Source organism: Streptomyces sp. NPDC033221, from assembly GCF_055577005.1.
The window spans coordinates 1-22,171 of sequence record NZ_JBVIQN010000022.1 but is presented as its reverse complement, the minus strand read 5'-3'; the positions used below and the strand labels follow the sequence as shown (position 1 = coordinate 22,171).

Genomic DNA, 22,171 nt, shown 5'->3' with positions numbered 1-22,171 from the left:
CCTCCAAAGATCACGTACGGGATCAATACGGTACGCGTCCCGGGCGCCGGAAGCGCCGGTCCGTCGGCGGCCGCGGGGCGCCGCTCACCACCGCGGCACCCGGGGCGTCACCCACCCCGGGTCGGCGGCCCGCATCGCCGCCGCGTCGTCGCGGTCGCGGTACGTGCCGTCGTCGGCCAGCCAGCGGGCGTGCAGGGCCGCCAGCCGGTCCCGGTCGAGCGTGACACCGAGGCCCGGGGCGTCGGACACCGGCAGCGCGCCGTCCGCGAAGGTGAGGCGTTCGGTCAGGACGTCCTCCGGCTGCCAGGGGTAGTGGGTGTCGCAGGCGTACCGCAGGCCGGGGACGGTCGCGGCGACGTGGGTCATGGCGGCGAGGCTGATGCCCAGGTGGGTGTTGGAGTGCATGGACAGGCCGACGCCGAAGGCGCGGCAGATCGCGGCGAGTTCGCGGGTGCTGCGCAGGCCGCCCCAGTAGTGGTGGTCGGAGAGGACGACCTGGACGGCGCCCCGGGTGAACGCCTCCCGGATCTCGGCGAAGGTGGTCACGCACATGTTCGTGGCGAGCGGGAGGCGCGTACGGGAGGCGACCTCGGCCATGTGGGCGGTGGTGCTGGTGGGATCCTCCAGGTATTCGAGGATGTCCTGGAGCTCGTGGGCGACCTTCAGGGAGGTCGGGACGCTCCACGCGCCGTTCGGGTCGAGGCGCAGCGGGTGTCCGGGGAAGGCGGCGGCCAGCGCCCGGACCGCGGCGGTCTCCTCGGCCGGCTCGAAGACGCCGCCCTTCAGCTTGAAGGAACGGAAGCCGTACGTGTCGCGGAAGCGGCGGGCCTGGGCGACGATGCCGTCCGGGCCGAGGGCCGCGCCCCAGTCGTCGGGCTCGCCGCGGCCGCCGGGGTGCGCGGCCCAGCGGTAGAACAGGTACGCGCTGTAGTCGACGCGGTCACGGACCCGGCCGCCGAGCAGGGCGTGTACGGGCAGGCCGGCGAGCCGCCCCCAGGCGTCCAGGCAGGCGACCTCGAAGCCGGAGAGGACGGAGAGCCGCAGCTTGTCGGCGGTCTGCACACCGCGCAGGCCGCCCGCGGTGACCTCCTCGTCCCCGGGGGCCACCGGGGAGTCGCCGCACACCTCGGCGGCGAGGCGCGGGAGCGCGTTCAGGTCCGTGACCGGGCGGCCGATCAGTGCGTCGGCCAGCGGACGGGCGAGATCGAGGTACTTCGTGTCGCCGTAGGTCTCGCCGAGGCCGGTCGCACCGCCCGCCGTGGTGACCTCGACGATCAGGCGGGGCGTGTAGGGCTGGTGAACGCCCTGGATGTTGAGCAGCGGCGGGTCGGCCACGAGGACCGGGGTGAGGCACAGGGCGGTGATGGTGGTGGGAGCGGCGGGCGCAGCGGGCGCCTCTGTCTGCGTATGTAGACGCGATCCGTCCATGGAAACGGAGCGTAGGGAGGCGGGACGAGGGGCGTCAATGGGCGGCCGCGGACGACGCGAGCGGCGTGCGGGGACCGGTCCGGGGCGTCTGCGTACGGTACGAGTGCCCCAGTTCCGGCCCGAGTCCGAAGTAGTGGCGGAAGTTGTAGACGAGCGGGCTCCAGGCGGCCGGATCGATGTGGTCGGTGCCGGGGACGACGATGCGGGAGTCGGCGTACACCTTGCGCACGACGGTCTCGACGATGACGCATTCGCCGGAGACGTCCGGCCTCACCCGCTCGGCGCGGGCCTCCAGCTGGAGCGGGCATTCGGCGACGCGGGGCGGCCGTACCAGGTGGGACGGCGCGGCGGTCAGCCCGGCCGCGCCGAACTTGTCCGGCTCGTAGCGGCAGCCCGCGGGCTTGCCCGGCGGTACCGGGTTCCGGCCGGTCAGCGGCGCCAGGCGTTCCACCGCGGGCCACAGCCCGGGGCCCGGCAGGCTGAGCACCAGGCCGGGCCGGCTGCCGAGGTTGTGCGCGGTCTGCCCTTCGCGGCCGAGTCCGAGTACGACCGTTCGGGCGAGCGCCCAGGCGGAGGAGATGGGGGCGAGGTTGGGCGAGCCGTCCTCGTTCTCCGTCGATACGAGGAGTACCGGCGTCCCGAAGTACAGGACGCTCGGCGCTATCTCCAGGTGGGTGGCGGCCGGTCCGGCGGGCGCGGCACCGGGAAGTGCTGTGTTCATGACGGGGAGCCTAGGAGCCGGTCGTTTCGGTCCGGACCGAAGCGTCGGCGCGCACCGGAACCGGCCGTCGCGGCCCCAGCCTTTACCAACCATTGAATCTTCGCGCGTAGATGCGCACATAAACGCTCTGTTAAACCTAGGTGGCCCCCACCGTTCACCTAGGAGCAGCACATGCGCCACCCCGTCCTCTCCCGCCGCCGTGTCCGCCTCGGCGCCGCGGCCGCCACGGCGGTCGTCGCCGGCACCGCGGCGTTCGGCGTCGGCCAGGCCACCGCCGAGCACTCCGTACCGCGTACGGACAAGGAGATACCCAACCTCACCCAGGTGCAGGACCGGATCAAGGCGTACTACGGCGACACGGTGACCGCGGACGGACAGCACCACGCCTCGCCGCGCAGCAACTACGCCAAGCAGGTGCGCGGCATCACGGACTCGGCCCGGCACTACCTCGACAAGGCGGCCAAGGCGGCCAAGGCCGCCGGCAAGACGCACCACGGCAAGAAGCCCGCCATCGTCCTGGACATGGACGACACCACCCTGCTGACGTACAACTACGAGCTGCAGGTCGGCTTCCACCACACCGAGGCGGCCCAGGACAAGTACCTGGCGAGCACCGACATGGAAGCGGTCTACGGCATGGACCGCCTCGTCAACTGGGCACACGGCAAGGGGATCGAGGTCTTCTTCGTCACCGGCCGCAAGGAGGCGCAGCGCGAGTGGAGCGTGCGCAACCTCAAGAACGTGGGGTACGGCGTCCCGCTCGACCGCGCGCACGTCTACCTCAAGGACAAGAAGAACCCGCCCGCCTACCTGCCGTGCGGCGCCACCTGCTCGACCGTCGAGTTCAAGTCGGGCACCCGCAAGCACATCGAGTCGCAGGGCTACGACATCGTCGCCAACTTCGGCGACCAGTACAGCGACCTGAACGGCGGTTACGGCGACAAGACCTTCAAGCTGCCGAACCCGATGTACTTCCTGCCCTGACCCGGCACGGGCCGGCCGGACAGCGCGCCCGTCAGGTGCGCTTGGGCACCGGGACGCGCATCAGGTCGCGGGCGATGGTGAGTTCGCCCGCGAAGCCCGCGGCCCGGGCCTGGCGCTCGAACTCCGCGGGGTCCGGGTAACGCTGGGAGAAGTGGGTGAGGACCAGGTGGCGCACGCCCGCGTCGGCCGCGACGCGCGCCGCCTGGCCCGCCGTCAGATGCCCGTGGTCCTCGGCCAGCCGTACGTCCTCGTCGAGGAACGTCGACTCGATGACGAGCAGGTCCGCGCCCTCGGCGAGGGCGTGCACCCCGTCGCACAGCCGGGTGTCCATGACGAAGGCGAAACGCTGGCCCCGCCGCACCTCGCTGACCTCGTCGAGGGTGACGCCGTCCAGCCCGCCCTCGCGCTGGAGCCGGCCGACGTCCGGGCCCGCGATGCCGTGCGCGGCGAGCTTTTCCGGCAGTATCCGGCGGCCGTCCGGCTCGACGAGGCGGTAACCGTACGACTCGACCGGGTGGGAGAGCTTGCGCGCCTCCAGGACGTACGACGGGGTACGGGCCAGCACCCCGTCGGCGGCCACCGGTTCCTCGGCCAGCCGCACCGTCTCGCGGTAGGCGGTGGCGTACCGCAGCCGGTCGAAGAAGCGCTGCCCGCTCGCCGGGTAGTGCGCGGTGACCGGATGCGGCACCCGGTCGAGATTGATGCGCTGGATGACGCCGGCGAGCCCCAGCGAGTGGTCGCCGTGGAAGTGCGTGACGCAGATCCGGTCGAGGTCGTGCGCGGCGACCCCGGCGCGCAGCATCTGCCGCTGCGTGCCCTCGCCGGGGTCGAACATGATGCCCTCGCCGTCCCAGCGCAGCAGGTAACCGTTGTGGTTACGGTGCCGGGTGGGCACCTGGCTGGCGGTGCCGAGGACGACGAACTCGCGTACGGACACGGTGGGGTGGCTCCTGCTCCGGTCGGGTCAGGCGGCTGTCAGACCAGGCGCTGGAGGTCGCGGCCGCCCAGCACGTGCGCATGGGCGTGGAAGACGGTCTGGCCGGCGCCCGGACCGGTGTTGAAGATGACCCGGTACCCGGTCGTGTCGACCTTCTCGTCGGCGGCCACGGCGGCGGCCTCGCTCAGCACCTCACCGGCGATCCGCGGCTCGGCGGCGGCCAGCTCCCCGGCGTTCGCGTAGTGCACCTTGGGGATCACCAGGACGTGCGTCGGCGCCTGCGGGCTGATGTCCCGGAAGGCGAGGGTCGTCTCGGTCTCCCGCACGATCGTCGCGGGCACCTCGCCGGCCACAATCTTGCAGAACAGGCAGTCGGCCTGCGGTTCTCCCGCCACCGGTGGGCTCCTCCCGGGTCGCCGGCCGGCACGCGGCGGCCCCGTCCTTCCGGAACCGGCCGCCCGTACCGCGCCGTGTCACATCACCATCACGTCTACGGGACCGGATGTTACCGGGCTGCCCGCGCGGGGTGGTGCGGCGGCCGGTGCGGGGAGGGGCGAGCGGGGTCAGTGCCGGGCCGCCCAGGTGTGCTGCCGGTCTTGGTGGCCGTCGTTCTGCCGGTCGTCGTTCTGCTGGTCGTCCTGACCGTCGTCCTGGCCGTCGTGACTGCCGTCATTCCCTTCCTGACCGTCGTGCCCGCCCTGACCGTCGTGGTCGTGCGAGCCGTCCGAGCAGGTGTCGCTGGGGGACGGGTCCGGGTCGGGATCCGGGTCGGAGGCGGACGCCGTGACGGTGACCGTCACGGGCGGGGTGTCCGGCGGATCGTCGGACGTATGGCCGCTGCTGGGCGGCTGGACGGTGTGGGTGACGGTCGGCCGCGGGCTGCCGGTCGGCCGGTCCGCGTCGCAGTCGCCGAGCACGCCCACCTGGAAGACGACCTGCCCGGCGACGCGCGCGGTCAGGTTGCCCCGTACGCAGCGCCCGTCGACCCCGGAGGTGACGCGCCCGGTGATGGTGATGTCGCTGCCCCGGGCGGTCTCGCCCTGGCAGTCGACGGTGGCGACGTTCTTCCGACGTGCCGTGGCCGTCGGATTCACGGTGGACCGCTGGTCGCCCTGGAGTGTCGCCGTACAGCTCAGCCAGCTCACGTTCACGCCGATGCGCTCCAGCGCCCGGGTCCCCGCCTGGTCGGTGGTGACGGCGATCGACGAGGTGTTCAGCCCGTCGGCCGGCTCGCAGGCGGTGACCCCGACGATCGCGGCGCCCGCGGCGCCCACCACGGCGAGCAGTCTGCCGCGCCGGGTCCGGCCGAACCGGCACCGGCCGGTCCGCGCGGACCGCTCCCGTCCGTGCCGTACGTCCCGTAAGCGCCCGATGGCCCTCATGTCCGGCAGCTTCCCACCGCCGCACGCGGACCGACAGCCCCGGCTCGGCCACTGTGCGCCGGTCCCGTACGGGCCCGCGTTCCGGCTCGTGCGGAGTGCGGTGCTCCGGCTGTCCGGGCTCGCGGCGCACCGCGCCGGCTTCACTAAGCTGATCCGGTACAGACCTCCATCGCCCCACGACCAGGAGTCATCCACCATGGCAACGACCCGTACCGCGCAGACCCACTGGGAAGGCAACCTCCTGGAGGGCAAGGGCAGCGTCGCCCTCGCGTCCTCCAACGTCGGCACGTTCGACGTGAACTGGCCGGCCCGCGCCGAGCAGCCGAACGGCGTCACCAGCCCCGAGGAGCTGATCGCGGCGGCCCACTCGTCCTGCTACTCGATGGCCTTCTCGCACGGCCTGGCGGGCAAGGGCTTCACCGTCGCGGCGCTGGACACCAAGGCCGATGTGACCTTCCAGCCGGGCGAGGGCATCACCGGCATCGTGCTGACCGTCAAGGCCAGCGTGCCCGGCCTGTCCGAGGAGGACTTCCAGGCCGCGGCCGAGGACGCGAAGAAGAACTGCCCGGTGAGCCAGGCGCTGGCCGGCGTCAAGAACATCACCCTGCGGGCCGAGCTGGTCTGACCGGCGCCTGCATGAAGCGGCGGGGCCGCGGCGTCACGCACGCCGCGGCCCCGCCGTCGTTCCCGCTCTGCACGCGACGTCACGCGCGCCGAGGCCCGCCGTCGTTCCCGTTCCGCCGCGCCGTCAGCTCCAGCGCCCGGTGCGGCCCAGCAGCAGCGCCGTGGCCGCCGTACCCGCCGTCGACGTCCGCAGAACACTCCACCCGAGCCGGTACGCCTTGGCGCCCGCCTCCTCGAAGGCCGCCAACTCCTCCGGCGACACGCCGCCTTCGGGGCCGACCACGAGCACGATCCGTCCGCTCGACGGCAGTTCGGCGGAGGCCAGCGGGGCGCTCCCCGCGTCCCGGTCCTCGTGCAGTACGGCGGCGAACTCCGCCTCCGCAAGCAGCGCGGCGACCTGCTTGGTCGACATCGCGTCGGTGACCTCGGGGAAGCGCAGGCGGCGCGCCTGCTTGCCCGCCTCGCGCGCGGTGTTGCGCCACTTGGCGAGGGACTTCGCGGCCCGCTCGCCCTTCCACTGGGTGATGCAACGCGACGCGGACCACGGCACGATGGCGTCCACGCCGGTCTCCGTCATGGTCTCCACGGCCAGTTCGCCGCGGTCGCCCTTGGGCAGCGCCTGGACGACGGTGATGCGCGGCGCCGGTTCCGGCTCGGTCTGCTTACCGGTCACCTCGACGACGAGGCGGTCCTTGCCCTCGGCGGCCCGCACCACGCCCACCGCGCCGGTCCCGTTGCCGTCCGTCAGCACCACGGGCTCGCCCGCGCGCAGCCGCCGTACGGAGACCGCGTGCCGCCCTTCGGGCCCGTCCAGCACGGTCTCCCCCGCGCCCGGAACGCTCTCGACGAGGAACACCGGTGCCGTCACAGCACACCTCCCGGCTCGCCCGGGAGCCCCGGACCGGCCTGATAGCTCTCCGGCGGACCGGACTCGTGCAGGTCTTCCCGGGCCGATCCGGCGCGTGCCGCCTCCAGTTCGGCCATCAGCACCTCGACCAGCTGCCCGGCCGGGAGCTGCCGTGCCATCCGGTGCCCCTGGCCCGCCCACAACGCCATGCCCTGCGCGTCGCCGGTCCTGGCGGCGGCCTTGCGCAGGCCCGAGGTGAGGTGGTGGACGGCCGGGTAGGCGGCCGGGGCGTACGGGCCGTGCTCGCGCAGGAAACGGTTCACCAGGCCGCGGGCCGGCCGCCCGGAGAAGGCCCGGGTCAGTTCCGTACGCGTGAACAGGGGGTTGGTCATCGCCTGCTTGTGCAGCGGGTCGGCGCCCGACTCGGGAGTGACCACGAACGCCGTACCGAGCTGCGCCATCGTCGCGCCGGCCGCCAGCACCGCGGCGATCTGCGAGCCGCGCATCAGGCCGCCCGCCGCGATGATCGGTATCTGCACGGCCTCGCGGACCTGCCCGATCAGCGACAGCAGCCCGATCCCGGCGCCGGTGCCGTCGGCCTGCGGGTCGTCGCGGTGGGTGCCCTGGTGGCCGCCCGCCTCGACGCCCTGCACACAGACCGCGTCGGCGCCGGACCACTGCGCGGCCTGCGCCTCGGCGGCCGTGGTGGCGGTCACGATCGTGTACGTGCCGACCTTGGCGAACCCGTCGAGGACGGCCCGGGACGGACACCCGAAGTGGAACGAGACGACCGGCACCGGGTCCTCGCGCAGGATCGCGAGCTTCGCCTCGTACCCGTCGTCGACGCCGCCGTACGGATCGATGTCGTCCAGCGGGGTCTCGTACCAGGCCGACTCGCCCGCCAGCTGCTCGCGGTAGACCTCGACGGCCGCGTTGTCGGCGAGCGAGGGCTGCGGCATGAAGAGGTTGACGCCGAAGGGGCGGTCGGTGAGCCCGCGCAGCTGCTTGATCTCCTGGTACATGCCGTCCGCGGTCTTGTACCCGGCGGCCAGGAATCCGAGCCCGCCGGCTCCGCTGACGGCGGCGACCAGCTCCGGGCGGGCGACGCCGCCTGCCATGGGGGCCTGCGCGATCGGATAGCGGCAGAGATCGGTCAGCGCTGTGGGCATGACCACATCGTGTCACGCCGCACGCGGGGGCCCGAACCGGGCCCGGACGCACCAAGATCAAACAGGTCCGGCGATCAGGGCACTTCGGGCGGGGGCCGGGGCCTTTCGGGCAGGGGCCGGTGTCCTTCGGGCCGCGGCCAAGGCCCTTTCGGGCGGAGACGGCGAACGGCGGCCGGGCCGGGTGGCCCGACCGCCGTCCATCCGGCACCGACACAGGTCGGCGGGCCGGCGGGTTCAGCGGGTCAACGGATCAGCGCCCGTTGAACGCGTCCTTGAGCCGCGAGAACAGCCCCTGCTGCCCCGGCTGGAACTGCCCCGTCGGGCGCTCCTCACCGCGCAGCTTGGCGAGCCGCCGCAGCAGCTCCTCCTGCTCCGCGTCCAGCTTGGAGGGCGTGATGACCTCGACGTGCACGATGAGGTCGCCGCGCCCGTTGCCGCGCAGATGCGTGACACCGCGGCCGTGCAGCGGGATCGACTGGCCGGACTGGGTGCCGGGCCGGATGTCGATCTCCTCCACGCCGTCCAGCGTCTCCAGCGGGCACTTCGTGCCCAGCGCCGCCGCCGTCATCGGGATCGTGACCGTGCAGTGCAGGTCGTCGCCGCGCCGCTGGAACGTCGGGTGCGCCAGTTCGTGGATCTCCACGTACAGGTCACCGGCCGGGCCGCCGCCGGGGCCGACCTCGCCCTCGCCCGCGAGCTGGATACGGGTGCCGTTGTCCACACCGGCCGGGATCTTGACCGTCAGCGTGCGGCGCGACCGGATACGGCCGTCGCCGGCGCACTCCGGGCACGGGGTCGGCACGACCGTACCGAAGCCCTGGCACTGCGGGCACGGCCGCGAGGTCATGACCTGGCCCAGGAAGGACCGGGTGACCTGCGAGACCTCGCCGCGGCCGCGGCACATGTCACAGGTCTGCGCCGAGGTGCCCGGCGCCGCGCCCTCACCCGAACAGGTCGTACAGACCACGGCGGTGTCGACCTGGATGTCCTTGGTGGTCCCGAAGGCCGCCTCGTCCAGCTCGACGTCCAGCCGGATCATGGCGTCCTGGCCGCGCCGCGTGCGGGACCGCGGTCCGCGCTGCGACGCCGTGCCGAAGAACGCGTCCATGATGTCGGAGAAGTTGCCGAAGCCCGCGCCGAAGCCGCCGGCCCCGCCGCCACCCGCCTGCGAGAGGGGGTCCCCGCCGAGGTCGTAGACCTGCTTCTTCTGCGGGTCCGACAGCACCTCGTAAGCGGCGTTGATCTCCTTGAACCGCTCCTGGGTCTTCGGGTCGGGGTTCACATCCGGGTGCAGCTCGCGGGCCAGCCGCCGGAAAGCCTTCTTGATCTCGTCCTGCGAGGCATCGCGTCGTACGCCCAGGACCGCGTAATAGTCCGTGGCCACTTACGACTCCGCGAGGATCTGTCCGACGTAACGTGCCACTGCGCGTACCGCTCCCATCGTTCCGGGGTAGTCCATGCGGGTCGGTCCGACCACGCCGAGTTTGGCGACTGCCTCGTCGCCCGAACCGTAGCCGACCGCGACGACCGATGTGGAAGTCAGGCCCTCATGAGCATTCTCATGCCCGATGCGTACGGTCATGCCGGAGTCCTTGGCCTCCCCGAGCAGTTTGAGGAGCACCACCTGCTCCTCCAGGGCCTCCAGCACCGGCCGGATGGTCAGGGGAAAATCGTGCCCGAAGCGCGTGAGATTGGCGGTGCCGCCGATCATCAGCCGCTCTTCGGTCTCCTCCACCAGAGTCTCCAGCAACACCGACAGCACTGTCGAGACCGTGCCCCGGTCCTCCTGCTCGAAGGAGTCCGGGAGATCCTGCACGAGCTGCGGCACATCGGTGAACCGCCGCCCCACCACGCGGCTGTTCAGCCGCGCCCGCAGGTCCGCCAAGGAGGTCTCGCCGAACGGCGCCGGGCAGTCCACCATGCGCTGCTCGACCCGGCCGGTGTCCGTGATCAGGACCAGCATCAGCCGGGCCGGTGCCAGCGACAGCAGTTCCACGTGCCGCACCGTGGACCGGGTCAGCGACGGGTACTGCACGACGGCGACCTGCCGCGTCAGCTGCGCCAGCAGCCGTACCGTACGGCCCACCACGTCGTCCAGGTCGACGGCGCCGTCCAGGAAGTTCTGGATGGCGCGCCGCTCGGGGCTGGAAAGCGGCTTGACGCCGGCCAGCTTGTCGACGAAGAGGCGGTAGCCCTTGTCCGTCGGGATGCGTCCGGCGCTGGTGTGCGGCTGGGCGATGAAGCCCTCGTCCTCCAGCGCGGCCATGTCGTTGCGGACCGTGGCGGGTGAGACACCGAGCTGGTGCCGCTGGGTCAGCGCCTTGGAGCCGACCGGCTCCTCGGTTCCGACATAGTCCTGGACGATGGCGCGCAGCACTTCGAGCCTGCGTTCACTGAGCATCGCGCACACCTCCAGTCCGGCCGTGTCACCGGCGCGCGGCCGGGTTCTTCCGGGTCGTCTTCCCTGGCACTCATCAGGTCCGAGTGCCAGACCCTGACCAAGTGTACGGCCGGGTCACCTGGGCAGGGCAAGGGCGGCGGTACCGGAGTCGCACTCCGGGCTCCCGCGAAAGACGTACCGCGGGCCCCGGCCGGCATCCGGAACCCCCGGTCCGGCGGGCAACGCTATCGCGATACGGCTAGCGTCTCGGTATGCGTACGACTTGGGAAGAGGCCGGGTGGGAACAGCTCGGCGCGGGCGTCGGGCGCCGCCGGATGCCCGGCTGGGACGAGACGGCCGGTGCCGTCGTGGGCTCGTCCGGCGTACTGATCGTCGACACCGGCGCCACGATCCGCGACGGCGCCGGGCTGCGCCGGCAACTGCGCGGTATCGCGGGCCGGGAAGTGACACACGTCGCGCTGACCCACCCCCACTTCGATCACGTCCTGGGCACCGCGGCCTTCGCGGGCGTCCAGGTCTTCGGCGCCGCCGGACTCGACGAGTACCTGCCGCGCGCCCAGGACGAACTGCGGCGCGGCGCGGTGTCGTACGGCGTGGACCCGGACGCCGCCGCGGAGGCCGCCGACCTCCTCGTCCGCCCGCACCACCTCGTCTCCGGCGAACGCACCCTGGACCTCGGCGACCGGCAGGTCCTGCTCGCCAACATCGGCCCCGGCCACACCGCGTACGACCTCGTCGTCCTGGTCCCCGGCACGCACGGCTCGCCCGCGGTCGTCTTCTGCGGCGACCTCGTCGAGGAGTCCGGCGAACCGCAGGCCGGCCCCGACGCGATCCCCGGCCAGTGGCCCGCCGCGCTGGACCGGCTGCTGGCCCTCGGCGGGGAGGACGCGGTGTACGTACCCGGGCACGGCGCTGTCGTGGATGCCCGATTCGTCCGTGACCAACGCGACGCACTGAGCCGCCGCTTCGGCGTGTCGCGGCACTGACCGGCCATCCCTTCTTATCGTCTGTCCAATGCGCAGCAGAGAGTACGGCCCGGACCTCACCCCGCCGTGGAAGAAGCAGCAGCCGGCCCCCGAGGTCGAGGCGGAGCCGGACCTCGTCGTCGAGGAGGTCCTCACCGGGTTCTGCGGCGCGGTCGTCCGCTGCGAGAAGACCGCCGAAGGCCCCACCGTCACCCTCGAAGACCGCTTCGGCAAACACCGGGTCTTCCCGATGACCCCGCGCGGTTTCCTCCTGGACGGCAAGGCCGTCACCCTCGTACGGCCCACGGCCCGCCCCGCCACACGCGGCCCGGCCCGTACCGCCTCCGGCTCACTGGCCGTCCCCGGCGCCCGCGCACGGGTCGCCCGCGCCGGGCGGATCTACGTCGAGGGGCGCCACGACGCCGAACTGGTCGAACGCGTCTGGGGCGACGACCTGCGCATCGAGGGCGTCGTCGTCGAGTACCTGGAGGGTGTCGACGACCTCCCGGCCATCGTCCGCTCCTTCTCCCCCGGCCCGGACGCCCGGCTCGGCGTCCTCGTCGACCACCTCGTCCCCGGCTCCAAGGAATCCCGCATCGCCGCATCGGTCACGGACGGGAACGTCCTGGTCGTCGGCCACCCGTACATCGACGTCTGGGAAGCGGTGAAACCGTCCTCGGTCGGCATCCCCGCCTGGCCGTCCGTCCCCCGAGGCCAGGACTGGAAGACCGGCGTGTGCCGGGCCTTGGGCTGGCCGGAGAACACGGGCGCGGCGTGGCAGCGGATCCTCGACTCGGTCCACTCGTACAGGGATCTGGAGCCGGCACTGCTGGGGCGGGTGGAGGAATTGATCGACTTCGTTACGGCGCAGAGCTGAGCGACTCCGACCTCGTTACGGGCGGGAGTGGGGCCTGGCGTCGGGGAGGGTCTGGAACTCGCCGGTGTCCAGCTCGATGCCGAGGATGTCCAGTGGCACCGCATCCCCGAACTTGCTGATGCGCTGCACCGAGTAGTCGGCGTCCTCGCCGCTGCCGACCGGTTCGGTGAGGAGGACGCACTGGGCCATGACGGGGTCGATGATCAAGTAGGCGGGGATGTTGCCTGCCGCGTAGATGTTGCGCTTGAGGCGGTAGTCGCGGTCGACGCTGTTCTTCGAGACGACTTCGACGAGCAGCGTGACCAGCTCGGGGGGCAGCAGCCGCCCCGATTCAGGTCCGGCATCGCGGTCCAGCACGACGAGGTCCGGTTGCGGCTCACTGGTTTCGCGCAGGAGGTCGATGTCCTGCGTCTGGAGACAGTCCCAGCTCTGATCCGGGATCTGCCGCAACACCCTCAACACGATCCGGTTGTGCACCAGATCAGGGCCGGCCATCATCACGATTTCCCCCCGCAGGAGTTCCGCCTTGAATTCTTCGGGAACCTCAAGTTCGTCGAAGAACGTGACGAGGGGGTGAGTGATCGGTCGGTCATCCACAGCTGTCATCTCCGTGGTCCTCCGCTTCACGCCGTCGCCCATGAGTACGACAGCAGGCTAGGGATCAGCGTAGGGCGATCCGCACGGGAAGCACATGATTCACCCAGCCGGGTGATCAGTCCACCAGATCCCGCACCACCGCGTCCGCCAGCAACCGCCCCCGCAGGGTCAGGACGGCGCGGCCCTCTTTGTACGGGCCGGGTTGCAGGAGGCCGTCGGACAGGGCGCGGGCGGCGGCCTTCGCGCCTGCCGGGGCGAGGAGGTCCAGGGGACAACCGGCCGCGAGGCGGAGTTCGAGGAGGATGCGTTCGACGCGGCGGTCCTCGTCGGAGAGGAGTTCGCGGCCCGCGCCCGGGGACCGGCCCTCGCCGAGTGCCTGCGCGTACGCGCCGGGGTGCTTCACGTTCCACCAGCGGACGCCGCCGACGTGGCTGTGCGCGCCGGGTCCCGCGCCCCACCAGTCCGCGCCCGTCCAGTACAGCTCGTTGTGGCGGCAGCGGGCTGCCTCCGAGGTGGCCCAGTTGGAGACCTCGTACCACCGGAAGCCGGCCGCGGACATCGCCTCCTCGGTGATCAGGTAGCGGTCCGCGTGCACGTCGTCGTCGGTCATCGGCACCTCGCCGCGCCGGATCCGGCGGGCCAGCTGGGTGCCCTCCTCGACGATCAGCGCGTACGCGGAGACATGGTCGGGCGCCGCGCCGAGCGCCGCGTCCAGCGTGGCCCGCCAGTCGTCGTCGGACTCACCGGGCGTCCCGTAGATCAGGTCGAGGTTGACGTGCTCGAAGCCCGCCGCGCGCGCCTCGGCGACGCACGCTTCCGGGCGGCCCGGTGTGTGCGTACGGTCCAGGATCTTCAGGACGTGCTGCCGGGCGCTCTGCATACCGAACGAGACCCGGTTGAAGCCGGCCTCCCGCAGTTCGGCGAGGTAGCGCGGGTCGACGGACTCCGGGTTGGCCTCGGTGGTGATCTCCGCGCCGTCCGCCAGCCCGAACTCGTCACGGATCGCGGCGAGCATCCGCCCGAGGTCGGCGGCCGGGAGCAGCGTCGGCGTGCCGCCGCCGACGAACACCGTCTCGACCGGCCGGGGGTCGTCGCCGAGCACCTTGCGGGCGAGCCGGATCTCCTCGGCGACGGTGTCCGCGTAGTTCTCCCGCGAGGCGAGCGCGCCGCCCGAACCGCGCAGCTCGGTGGCCGTGTACGTGTTGAAGTCGCAGTAGCCGCAGCGCGTCGCGCAGTACGGCACGTGCAGGTAGAACCCGAGCGGCCGGGCGCCCGCGCCGGTCAGGGCGGGACCGGGCAGCGCCCCGTCTTCGGGCATGGGCTCACCGTCGGGGAGTGCGGAAGGCATGTCCTCCATTGTCCGGCATCCGGCGGGGAGTCTCTGCGGGCGGCCGGTAGGGGTCCGGTCGCCCTCGGCCGCCCCGGTCGGCCCGGCCCGTTATCGCCGCCCCGTGGCCTGGAGCACCAGCAGCGCCAGGTCGTCGTCCGGCGGTGAGTCCGCGAACGCGTGCACCGCCCGCCGGATGTGCTCGGCGACCGCGGTGGCCCCCAGGCCGGTGCAGGCGGCGAGGTGGTGGGCCAGGCCGTCATCGTCGTCGAACTGGTGGTGGCCCGAGCGCCGCTCCGTCACCCCGTCCGTGACGCACAGCAGCGTCTCGCCGGGGGCCAGCTCGAAGGACTCGGACTCGTACGACGTGTCCTCCACCACCCCGACCAGCATCTGCGGCACGGCGGCGGTCCGTACCTCACCGTCCGTGCCGAGGACCAGCGGCAGCGGATGCCCGGCACTGGCCAGGGTGCACCGGGCGCCCGCCGTGCCGTCGGCGTGCGGCTCGATCTCGCCGTACAGGAGGGAGAGGAAACGGGTCTGCTCGCCCTCGGCGCGCAGTTCGAGGGAGGGGTCCAGTCCGCTGCCCGCCGCCGCGACCGCCGCCGTGACGGCCGCCACCGAGTCCGCGGCCTCGCGCGCCATGGTCTTGTTGAGCCGGTCCAGCACCTCGCCGACGCCGAACCCGTCGCGGGCCAGCAGCCGCAGAACGGGCCGGGCCAGGCCGGTGACCGCCGCGGCCTCCGGGCCGCTGCCGCACACGTCGCCGAGGGCGAAGCACCAGCGCCCGTTCCCGGCGTGGAACAGGTCCCAGAAGTCGCCGCCGGCCCAGGCGCCCTCGCGCGGCTCGTACACCACGGAGGACTCCAGACCGGGGACGGCGGGCCGCCCCCTGGGCAACAGGCGGCGCTGGAGCACCTGGCTGATCCGTTCCTGGTTGCGGTACGCGCGGGCCGTGGCCAGGGCGCGGGCGACCCGGCGGGTCAGATCCTCTATGAGGCCCACCACCTCGTCGGGGAAGCGCATCAGCCCGGCCCGCCCGATCAGCAGCGTGCCGTGGTTACGGCCGCCCGCCACCAGCCGGCAGGCCAGCGCGGCGCCACCGGGCCCGTATCCGCTCGGCTCCTGCGGCCAGGGCCAGGGCACCGCGGACCCGGCGCCGTCCCGCTGCGGGCCGGGCACCGGCATCACCGGCGGGTCCTTCTCCAGGGCCATGCGCAGGGCGTCGATCCGGCTCTCGTTGGAATGCCAGACGCGGGCGAGCCGCGGGGCCTCGCCGGGCCCCTCCCGGACGTCGCCGTACAGCCAGACCGCGCACCAGTCGGCGAGGCGCGGTACGACCAACTGGGCGGCGAGCAGTGCCACCTGCTCCTCGTCGAGCTGCCCGGACAGCAGGTCGGAGGCTTCGGCGAGGAAGGACAGGGCGCCGTGGTTGATCCAGTCGGCGTCGGTCCGCCGCGCCGGGGAGCGCCGGGTGGGCGCGGGGGCGAGCAGTTCGGCGGCCCGCAGGCCGCGCTGGAGCTCCAGGTCGTGGTGGGAGAACCGGGCCGGCGGGCCGTAGGCGCGGGGCCGCGGGCCGGCCGGCAGCCGGAACCACACGGTCTTCAGGTCACGCCGGTACGTGATGCCCCAGGACTCGGCGACCGCGCCGACCAGTTGCAGGCCGTGGCCCCTGCTCTCGTTCGCGGCGGCCGACTGGCGTGCCCGTACGGCGCGGGCCGGGTGGTGGTCGGACACCTCGATGACGACCGCGGTGCGCGGACCGGGGGCGTTCTCGGCGGGGGCTGCGGTGGGGGCTGCGGCTGGGGTTGCGGCGGGGACGCCGGGGGTCGCTTCGGAAGTCGGTCCGGAGATCGGTCCGGAGGCGTCCACAGCGGACTTTCCGGCGGTCGCTCCGGGGTTTTCCCCAGCGGCCTCTTCTGCGGTCGCTCCGGTCGCCTCCGCGTCCGGCCGCGCGTCCGCTTCCGCGGCCTTGTCGGTTCCCGGTTCCGTATCGGTTCCCGGTTCCGTCTCCGCGTCGGCTTCCGGTTCCACCGCCTCGTCGGCTCCCGGTTCCAGACGGCACAGCAGCTCGACGGTCGTCCCCGCGTGCACCACCACGTTCGTGACCAGCTCGCTGACCAGCAGGACCGCCTCGTCGGCGAGACGGTTGTCGATGGCGTCCGCGCCGGGCAGCCCCTGGGTGACCCAGTCCGCCAGGACGGCCCGTACGAACTGGCGGGCTGCCGCGGCGGCACGCGGATTGCCGGGCAGACTCGACCTGCGGACGCTGTCCGGCGCGGCGGAGGCGGGCGCGGGTTCGGCAGGCGCGGGCTTGGCAGGGCCGGGCCCGGGGCCCGCGTCGGGAGCCTGTCTGGAGGGCCGGGCGGGGGTCTCCACGGGGGTGGCCATGTCGACAGGAGCGGCTTCGGCGGGAGTGGCCGATGCCTCCGGGACCGTGGCCGATTCCGGCACCTCACCCGCATACCGCACCGCAGCCCCATCCGTCACCTCGACCGCACCCGTCCCGATGGCCGAATCTGCCCCGTCGGCCGCACCCGTCCCGGTGGCTGGTTCCCTCTCCCCCGCCACCTCCTCCCCCGCGACCGCCTCCGTGACCGTCTCCGTGACCGCTTCCATGGCCGTTTCCGTACGGGATTCCACCGGCCCGCCCCCTTCGGAAAGTCCGCCGGAGACCCCCTTGTGGGGCCCGCCGGGAGCCGCCTCGGCCGTGGCACGCGGGCCCGCTCGGGAAGCGGTGTCCGGGCGGGCCCCGGCAGGGGTGCTTCCGGGGGCCGCCACCCCGCCGGGGCCGCCGCGGCCGGGGCGGAACGCCGCCCGGGCCACCGCGGCGCGCCGGTCCGGGGCGTCCCTGTCTGACGAAGTTGTCGTCCTCATTGAGCAACTCCCGAGCAGTTCCGCAATAGCGCCGAATACGCCACCGCCAGAGTGACAGACTGAGCGCACCCATAAGCACCGAGTTACTGAAGTGGGAAGCCATGGCGGTCGATTCGGCAGTGCCCCGAGTGTCCCCTCAGCCGGGCGGTGATGTCGTGCGCGCCGCCGATCTCAGACCGCTTCTGACCGCCTTGACGTCGATGGCGGCCGGGGACTTCCGTACTCGACTGCCGGTGGCCCAGGAAGGTCTGCTGGCCGAACTGTCCGCGGTCTTCAACCAGATAGCTTCCCGCAATCAGCACCTGGCCGACGAGTTGTTACGCCTGCGGTCGGAGGTCGTGCGCCAGGGCCGGCTGGACGAACGGATGTCCGCCAGCCCCGGTCCGGGCACCTGGGCCACCTCCGTACAGGCCGCCAACGCCATCATCGACGCCCTGGTCATCCCGACCACCCAGGCCACCCAGGTGCTGGATGCGGTGGCGGGCGGTGACCTGACCCTGCGGGTGGACCTGCACGACGGCAACCGCCCGCTGCGCGGTGACCGCCGGCGCCTGGGCCGGGCGGTGAACCGTATGGTCGACCAGCTGTCGCTGTTCACCGGCGAGGTGACCCGGGTGGCCCGCGAGTCGGGTACGGAAGGCCGGCTCGGCGGGCGCGCCAAGGTGGCGGGCCTCTCCGGGAGCTGGCGCGATGTGACCGAGGCGGTCAACACCATGGCGGCCCGGCTGACCGCCCAGGTGCGGGACATCGCGCTGGTGACGACGGCGGTGGCGCGCGGCGACCTGACCCGGCAGGTGACGGTCGAGGCGGCGGGCGAGCTGCTGGAGCTGAAGCTGACCGTCAACACGATGGTCGACCAGCTCTCCGCCTTCGCCGACGAGGTCACCCGCGTCGCCCGCGAGGTCGGCACCGAAGGGCAGCTGGGCGGCCGGGCGCAGGTGCGGGGCGTGTCGGGCGTCTGGAAGGACCTGACCGACAACGTCAACTTCATGGCGTCCAACCTGACCAGCCAGGTGCGCAACATCGCACAGGTGACCACGGCGGTGGCCAACGGTGATCTCAGCCAGAAGATCACCGTGGACGCGCGCGGCGAGATCCTCCAGCTGAAGCTGACCGTCAACACGATGGTCGACCAGCTCTCCGCCTTCGCCGACGAGGTCACCCGCGTCGCCCGCGAGGTCGGCACCGAAGGGCGGCTCGGCGGCCGGGCGCACGTACGCGGCGTGTCGGGCGTCTGGAAGGACCTCACCGACAACGTCAACTTCATGGCCGACAACCTCACCTCCCAGGTGCGCAACATCGCCCTGGTGGCGACGGCGGTGGCGGAGGGCGATCTGGGCCGGAAGATCACGGTCGAGGCGAAGGGCGAGATCCTGGAGGTGAAGTCGACGATCAACACGATGGTCGACCAGCTCTCGGCCTTCGCCGACGAGGTCACCCGCGTCGCGCGCGAGGTCGGCACGGAAGGCAACCTCGGCGGTCAGGCGCAGGTGCGCGGGGCCTCGGGGGTGTGGAAGGACCTGACCGACAACGTCAACTTCATGGCGTCCAACCTCACCTCCCAGGTGCGCAACATCGCCCAGGTGACCACGGCGGTGGCGGACGGCGACCTGTCGAAGAAGATCACGGTGGACGCGCGCGGCGAGATCCTGGAGCTGAAGGACACCGTCAACTCGATGGTGGAGCAGCTGCGCGCGTTCGCCGACGAGGTCACCCGCGTGGCCCGCGAGGTCGGCACGGAAGGCAACCTCGGCGGCCGGGCGCAGGTCCGGGGCGCCTCGGGGGTGTGGAAGGACCTGACCGACAACGTCAACTTCATGGCGTCCAACCTGACGACGCAGGTCCGCAACATCGCGCTGGTGGCCACCGCGGTCGCGCAGGGCGACCTGTCCAAGAAGATCGACGTGGACGCGCGCGGCGAGATCCTGGAGCTGAAGACCACGCTCAACACGATGGTCGACACCCTGTCGTCGTTCGCGTCCGAGGTCACCCGGGTCGCCCGCGAGGTGGGCAGCGAGGGGCGCCTCGGCGGCCAGGCCCGGGTCGAGGGTGTGTACGGCACCTGGAAACGGCTGACGACGAACGTCAACGAGCTGGCGTCGAACCTCACCACCCAGGTGCGGGCCATCGCCGAGGTGGCCTCCGCGGTGGCCGCCGGCGACATGACCCGTAACGTCACGGTCGAGACCCAGGGCGAGGTCGCCGAGCTGCGCGACAACATCAACCTGATGGTGTCCAACCTTCGCGAGACCACCCGCGCCAAGGACTGGCTGGAGTCGAACCTGGCGCGGCTGGCGGGCCTGATGCAGGGCCACCGGGACCTGATGGAGGTCGCCGACCTGATCCTGCGGGAGCTGACGCCGCTGGTGAACGCCCAGTACGGCGCCTTCTTCCTGGCCGACACCGACCGCGACGACCTGCAGCTGGCGTTCATCGCCGGATACGGCTCCTCCCTGGACACCACGATCGACACGCCCGGTTCCACGGACCACGGCCTGGTGCGGCAGGCGGCTCTGGAGAAGAAGCGCATCCTGGTGGAGGAGGCGCCACCGGACTACATCAAGATCAATTCCGGGCTGGGCGAGGCCAACCCGGCGACGGTCGTCATCATCCCGGTGCTCTTCGAGGACCAGACGCTGGGCGTCATCGAGCTGGCGTCCTTCTCCCGCTTCTCCGACGTGCACCTGGCCTTCTTCGACCAGTTCGTGAACACCATCGGCGTGGCCATCAACACCATCGTCGCCAATTCCCGTACGGAGTCCCTGCTCGGCGAGTCGCAGCGGCTGGCCCGCCAGCTCCAGGAACGCACCGACGAGCTGCAGCGGCGCCAGGCCGAGCTGCAGCGCTCGAACGAGGAGCTGGAGGAGAAGGCGGCGCTGCTGGCCAGCTCGTCCCAGTACAAGTCCGAATTCCTCGCGAACATGTCGCACGAGCTGCGCAACCCGCTCAACTCGCTGCTCATCCTCGCCCGGCTGCTCGCCGACAACCCGGACGGGCACCTGAACGAGCAGGAGGTGCAGTTCGCGATCACGATCCACCGGTCCGGTTCCGACCTGCTCCAGCTGATCAACGACATCCTCGACCTGTCCAAGATCGAGGCGGGCCGGATGGACGTACGGCCCAAGCGGCTGCCGCTGATCAAGCTGCTCAACTACGTCCACGACACCTTCCGGCCGATGACCCTCGACCGGGGCCTGGCCTTCGAGGTGTCGGTGAGCGAGAACGTCCCCAAGGAGCTGTTCTCCGACGAGCAGCGCCTCCAGCAGGTGCTGCGCAACCTGCTCTCCAACGCGGTGAAGTTCACCGCGGCCGGCAAGATCGACCTGCGGGTGGACCGCTCCGGCGACGGCACGATCGCCTTCACCGTCACGGACACCGGCATCGGCATCGCGCCGGAGAAGCTGCCGGTGATCTTCGAGGCGTTCCAGCAGGCGGACGGCACCACCAACCGCAAGTACGGCGGTACGGGCCTGGGCCTGTCGATCAGCCGGGAGATCGCGGGACTGCTCGGCGGCCGGATCACCGCGAGCAGCCGCCCCGGCGTCGGCAGCGTCTTCACCCTGCACATCCCCATCGACTGCCCCGGGTACGCCCCCGAGCCGCTGGACCTGGAGAGCGCCGAGCAGCGTGCGGACGGCGCGCTGCAACTGGCGAAGACCCCGCGGCACCACCCGCGCTCGGGACCGCCCGCCCCGCGCGACGAGGCGCCGTGGCCGACCACCACCCGGCTGGAGGACTGGGTGAACGGCCCGTCGGGCACGCTGCTGTCCGGCTGCCAGGTCCTGGTCGTCGACGACGACATCCGCAATGTGTTCGCGCTCACGAATGTGCTGAGCCGGGTCGGCATGCGGGTGCTCTACGCCGAACACGGCCGGGAAGGCATCGAGATGCTGGAAAAGAATCCCGGCATCAACCTGGTGCTGATGGACATCATGATGCCGGAGATGGACGGTTACGAAACCATCCGCGCGATCCGGCGTACGCCACGCTTCGCGGATCTGCCCGTCATCGTTCTCACGGCGAAAGCGATGCCCGGTGACCGCGAGAAATCCCTGGAGAGCGGAGCCAACGAATACGTCCCCAAGCCCGTCGACGTGGACCGCCTGCTGGCGGTGACCGTCGAGCTCCTGTCCCGGCACGGCACCGGCACCCCGGCCCCGGGCGGTGAATCAGGCAAGCACGACCCCGACGCGACCTCTTCGAGGTCCCAAGGCACCGAAGGCCCCTCATGACCCACGCACCCGACACCGGCGCCGGCGCCGGAACCGACGACCGGGCGGGCATCCTTCTCGTCGACGACATGGAAGACAACCTCGCCGCGCTCGAAGCGGTCCTGGGCTCGCTCGGTGAGCCCCTCGTGCGGGCCCGCTCCGGCGAGGAAGCGATGAAGGCACTGCTGCGGCAGGAATTCGCGGTCGTCCTGCTGGACATTCTCATGCCCGGCATGGACGGCTTCGAGACCGCCTCCAACATCAAACGGCTCGACCAGACGAAGGACATCCCGATCATTTTCCTGACCGGGACGGACAGCGACTCCGGATTCGCCTTCCGCGGCTATTCGACCGGCGCCGCCGACTACCTCACCAAACCATTCGACCCATGGGTGCTGCGCGCCAAGGTGAACGTCTTCCTCGACCTGCACCGCAAGAACCGGCAGTTGCGACGACTCATAAAGCAGGACCACGCCCGCATGGGCGAACTGGCGGACCGTATCTCCGAGATCGAGCGCCGGCTCGCCGGCAGCGACGAACCCGGCGAACGCGACCTGAGCGAGAGCGTGGCCCGGATGGGGGAATCGGTACGGGCGCTGCGGCGCGGGGGGTAGGGCGGCGGCTGCGGGGTGCGGTACGCGGTGCCGCGGGGCACGGCAGCCGTTGTCCGGGCGCTGAGCTGGGTATCGGTCCGGGCACCGGCCCAGGTAACGATCCGGGCTGGGGGGGGGGGGGGGGGGGGGGGGGGGGGGGGGGGGGGGGGGGGGGGGGGGGGGGGGGGGGGGGGGGGGGGGGGGGGAGGGGGGGGGGGGGGTGGTGTTACC

At 72.0% G+C, this 22,171-nt stretch carries 18 protein-coding genes; 6 read left to right on the top strand and 12 right to left on the bottom strand.

What is annotated here, in order from left to right; genetic code table 11:
• Positions 1 to 84: 84 nt before the first annotated feature.
• Together ACZ53K_RS26160 and ACZ53K_RS26155 are read right to left on the bottom strand one after the other, a co-directional pair.
• Positions 85 to 1,428, bottom strand: a complete 1,344-nt coding sequence (locus ACZ53K_RS26160) for an enolase C-terminal domain-like protein (RefSeq protein WP_468841016.1) — start codon at positions 1,426 to 1,428, stop codon at positions 85 to 87.
• A gap of 34 nt (positions 1,429 to 1,462) precedes the next feature.
• Positions 1,463 to 2,149, bottom strand: coding sequence for a flavin reductase family protein (locus ACZ53K_RS26155; protein ID WP_468841014.1), 687 nt, complete (start codon positions 2,147 to 2,149; stop codon positions 1,463 to 1,465).
• Between the two features lie 171 nt (positions 2,150 to 2,320).
• On the opposite strand from ACZ53K_RS26155, the gene ACZ53K_RS26150 reads away from it, so the two are divergent.
• The gene (locus ACZ53K_RS26150) at positions 2,321 to 3,133 is read left to right on the top strand and encodes an HAD family acid phosphatase (RefSeq protein WP_468841012.1); all 813 of its coding nucleotides are present in this window, start codon (positions 2,321 to 2,323) and stop codon (positions 3,131 to 3,133) included.
• A gap of 31 nt (positions 3,134 to 3,164) precedes the next feature.
• Here the strand turns inward: ACZ53K_RS26150 and ACZ53K_RS26145 are convergent, their stop codons facing one another.
• From ACZ53K_RS26145 to ACZ53K_RS26135, 3 genes are all read right to left on the bottom strand, one after another.
• A complete protein-coding gene (locus tag ACZ53K_RS26145; RefSeq protein ID WP_468841010.1) occupies positions 3,165 to 4,070 on the bottom strand; it encodes a ribonuclease Z in 906 nt (301 codons plus the stop codon).
• A gap of 38 nt (positions 4,071 to 4,108) precedes the next feature.
• Positions 4,109 to 4,465, bottom strand: a complete 357-nt coding sequence (locus ACZ53K_RS26140) for a histidine triad nucleotide-binding protein (protein ID WP_468841008.1) — start codon at positions 4,463 to 4,465, stop codon at positions 4,109 to 4,111.
• Between the two features lie 168 nt (positions 4,466 to 4,633).
• On the bottom strand, positions 4,634 to 5,452 hold the full coding sequence (locus tag ACZ53K_RS26135; RefSeq protein ID WP_468841006.1) for a hypothetical protein: 819 nt from the start codon (positions 5,450 to 5,452) through the stop codon (positions 4,634 to 4,636).
• A 196-nt stretch (positions 5,453 to 5,648) separates the two neighbouring features.
• On the opposite strand from ACZ53K_RS26135, the gene ACZ53K_RS26130 reads away from it, so the two are divergent.
• On the top strand, positions 5,649 to 6,077 hold the full coding sequence (locus ACZ53K_RS26130) for an OsmC family protein (RefSeq protein ID WP_468841004.1): 429 nt from the start codon (positions 5,649 to 5,651) through the stop codon (positions 6,075 to 6,077).
• Between the two features lie 123 nt (positions 6,078 to 6,200).
• Here ACZ53K_RS26130 and ACZ53K_RS26125 read toward each other — a convergent pair whose 3' ends face one another.
• The 4 genes from ACZ53K_RS26125 to hrcA all read right to left on the bottom strand — a co-directional run bounded on the left by ACZ53K_RS26125 (position 6,201) and on the right by hrcA (position 10,493).
• Positions 6,201 to 6,944 carry a 16S rRNA (uracil(1498)-N(3))-methyltransferase gene (locus tag ACZ53K_RS26125; RefSeq protein WP_468841002.1) on the bottom strand — a complete coding sequence of 248 codons (744 nt, stop codon included), beginning with the start codon at positions 6,942 to 6,944 and terminating at the stop codon, positions 6,201 to 6,203.
• Positions 6,941 to 8,092 carry a nitronate monooxygenase gene (locus ACZ53K_RS26120; RefSeq protein ID WP_468841000.1) on the bottom strand — a complete coding sequence of 384 codons (1,152 nt, stop codon included), beginning with the start codon at positions 8,090 to 8,092 and terminating at the stop codon, positions 6,941 to 6,943. The genes ACZ53K_RS26125 and ACZ53K_RS26120 overlap by 4 nt, the downstream gene beginning before the upstream one ends.
• 250 nt (positions 8,093 to 8,342) lie before the next feature.
• A complete protein-coding gene (gene dnaJ, locus ACZ53K_RS26115) occupies positions 8,343 to 9,476 on the bottom strand; it encodes a molecular chaperone DnaJ (RefSeq protein ID WP_468840998.1) in 1,134 nt (377 codons plus the stop codon).
• Positions 9,477 to 10,493 (bottom strand): heat-inducible transcriptional repressor HrcA, encoded by a 1,017-nt coding sequence (gene hrcA / locus ACZ53K_RS26110; RefSeq protein ID WP_406521743.1) that lies wholly within the window; start codon positions 10,491 to 10,493, stop codon positions 9,477 to 9,479.
• Between the two features lie 251 nt (positions 10,494 to 10,744).
• Between hrcA and ACZ53K_RS26105 the strand changes: the two genes are divergently transcribed.
• A complete protein-coding gene (locus ACZ53K_RS26105) occupies positions 10,745 to 11,479 on the top strand; it encodes an MBL fold metallo-hydrolase (RefSeq protein WP_468840996.1) in 735 nt (244 codons plus the stop codon).
• Between the two features lie 28 nt (positions 11,480 to 11,507).
• Complete coding sequence (locus ACZ53K_RS26100) at positions 11,508 to 12,335, top strand: DUF3097 domain-containing protein (RefSeq protein ID WP_468840994.1); 828 nt, start codon at positions 11,508 to 11,510, stop codon at positions 12,333 to 12,335.
• 15 nt (positions 12,336 to 12,350) lie between these two features.
• Here the strand turns inward: ACZ53K_RS26100 and ACZ53K_RS26095 are convergent, their stop codons facing one another.
• From ACZ53K_RS26095 to ACZ53K_RS26085, 3 genes are all read right to left on the bottom strand, one after another.
• Positions 12,351 to 12,941, bottom strand: coding sequence for a Uma2 family endonuclease (locus ACZ53K_RS26095; protein WP_468840992.1), 591 nt, complete (start codon positions 12,939 to 12,941; stop codon positions 12,351 to 12,353).
• 106 nt (positions 12,942 to 13,047) lie between these two features.
• Positions 13,048 to 14,280 carry a radical SAM family heme chaperone HemW gene (gene hemW, locus ACZ53K_RS26090; protein ID WP_468840990.1) on the bottom strand — a complete coding sequence of 411 codons (1,233 nt, stop codon included), beginning with the start codon at positions 14,278 to 14,280 and terminating at the stop codon, positions 13,048 to 13,050.
• Between the two features lie 90 nt (positions 14,281 to 14,370).
• A complete protein-coding gene (locus ACZ53K_RS26085) occupies positions 14,371 to 16,878 on the bottom strand; it encodes a SpoIIE family protein phosphatase (protein WP_468840988.1) in 2,508 nt (835 codons plus the stop codon).
• A 359-nt stretch (positions 16,879 to 17,237) separates the two neighbouring features.
• Here ACZ53K_RS26085 and ACZ53K_RS26080 point away from each other — a divergent pair, with 359 nt between their 5' ends.
• Both ACZ53K_RS26080 and ACZ53K_RS26075 read left to right on the top strand, forming a co-directional pair.
• The gene (locus tag ACZ53K_RS26080; RefSeq protein WP_468840986.1) at positions 17,238 to 21,368 is read left to right on the top strand and encodes a HAMP domain-containing protein; all 4,131 of its coding nucleotides are present in this window, start codon (positions 17,238 to 17,240) and stop codon (positions 21,366 to 21,368) included.
• Positions 21,365 to 21,961 carry a response regulator gene (locus tag ACZ53K_RS26075; protein ID WP_468840984.1) on the top strand — a complete coding sequence of 199 codons (597 nt, stop codon included), beginning with the start codon at positions 21,365 to 21,367 and terminating at the stop codon, positions 21,959 to 21,961. The genes ACZ53K_RS26080 and ACZ53K_RS26075 overlap by 4 nt, the downstream gene beginning before the upstream one ends.
• The last annotated feature ends 210 nt before the right edge of the window (positions 21,962 to 22,171 follow it).

Bases quoted from the DNA above. Each gene is read 5' to 3' on its own strand.
- ACZ53K_RS26160 (WP_468841016.1), bottom strand. From the start codon at position 1,428: ATGGACGGATCGCGTCTACATACGCAGACAGAGGCGCCCGCTGCGCCC.
- ACZ53K_RS26155 (WP_468841014.1), bottom strand. From the start codon at position 2,149: ATGAACACAGCACTTCCCGGTGCCGCGCCCGCCGGACCGGCCGCCACC.
- ACZ53K_RS26150 (WP_468841012.1), top strand. From the start codon at position 2,321: ATGCGCCACCCCGTCCTCTCCCGCCGCCGTGTCCGCCTCGGCGCCGCG.
- ACZ53K_RS26135 (WP_468841006.1), bottom strand. From the start codon at position 5,452: ATGAGGGCCATCGGGCGCTTACGGGACGTACGGCACGGACGGGAGCGG.
- ACZ53K_RS26130 (WP_468841004.1), top strand. From the start codon at position 5,649: ATGGCAACGACCCGTACCGCGCAGACCCACTGGGAAGGCAACCTCCTG.
- ACZ53K_RS26120 (WP_468841000.1), bottom strand. From the start codon at position 8,092: ATGCCCACAGCGCTGACCGATCTCTGCCGCTATCCGATCGCGCAGGCC.
- hrcA (WP_406521743.1), bottom strand. From the start codon at position 10,493: ATGCTCAGTGAACGCAGGCTCGAAGTGCTGCGCGCCATCGTCCAGGAC.
- ACZ53K_RS26105 (WP_468840996.1), top strand. From the start codon at position 10,745: ATGCGTACGACTTGGGAAGAGGCCGGGTGGGAACAGCTCGGCGCGGGC.
- ACZ53K_RS26100 (WP_468840994.1), top strand. From the start codon at position 11,508: ATGCGCAGCAGAGAGTACGGCCCGGACCTCACCCCGCCGTGGAAGAAG.
- ACZ53K_RS26095 (WP_468840992.1), bottom strand. From the start codon at position 12,941: ATGACAGCTGTGGATGACCGACCGATCACTCACCCCCTCGTCACGTTC.
- hemW (WP_468840990.1), bottom strand. From the start codon at position 14,280: ATGCCTTCCGCACTCCCCGACGGTGAGCCCATGCCCGAAGACGGGGCG.
- ACZ53K_RS26085 (WP_468840988.1), bottom strand. From the start codon at position 16,878: ATGGAAGCGGTCACGGAGACGGTCACGGAGGCGGTCGCGGGGGAGGAG.
- ACZ53K_RS26080 (WP_468840986.1), top strand. From the start codon at position 17,238: ATGGCGGTCGATTCGGCAGTGCCCCGAGTGTCCCCTCAGCCGGGCGGT.
- ACZ53K_RS26075 (WP_468840984.1), top strand. From the start codon at position 21,365: ATGACCCACGCACCCGACACCGGCGCCGGCGCCGGAACCGACGACCGG.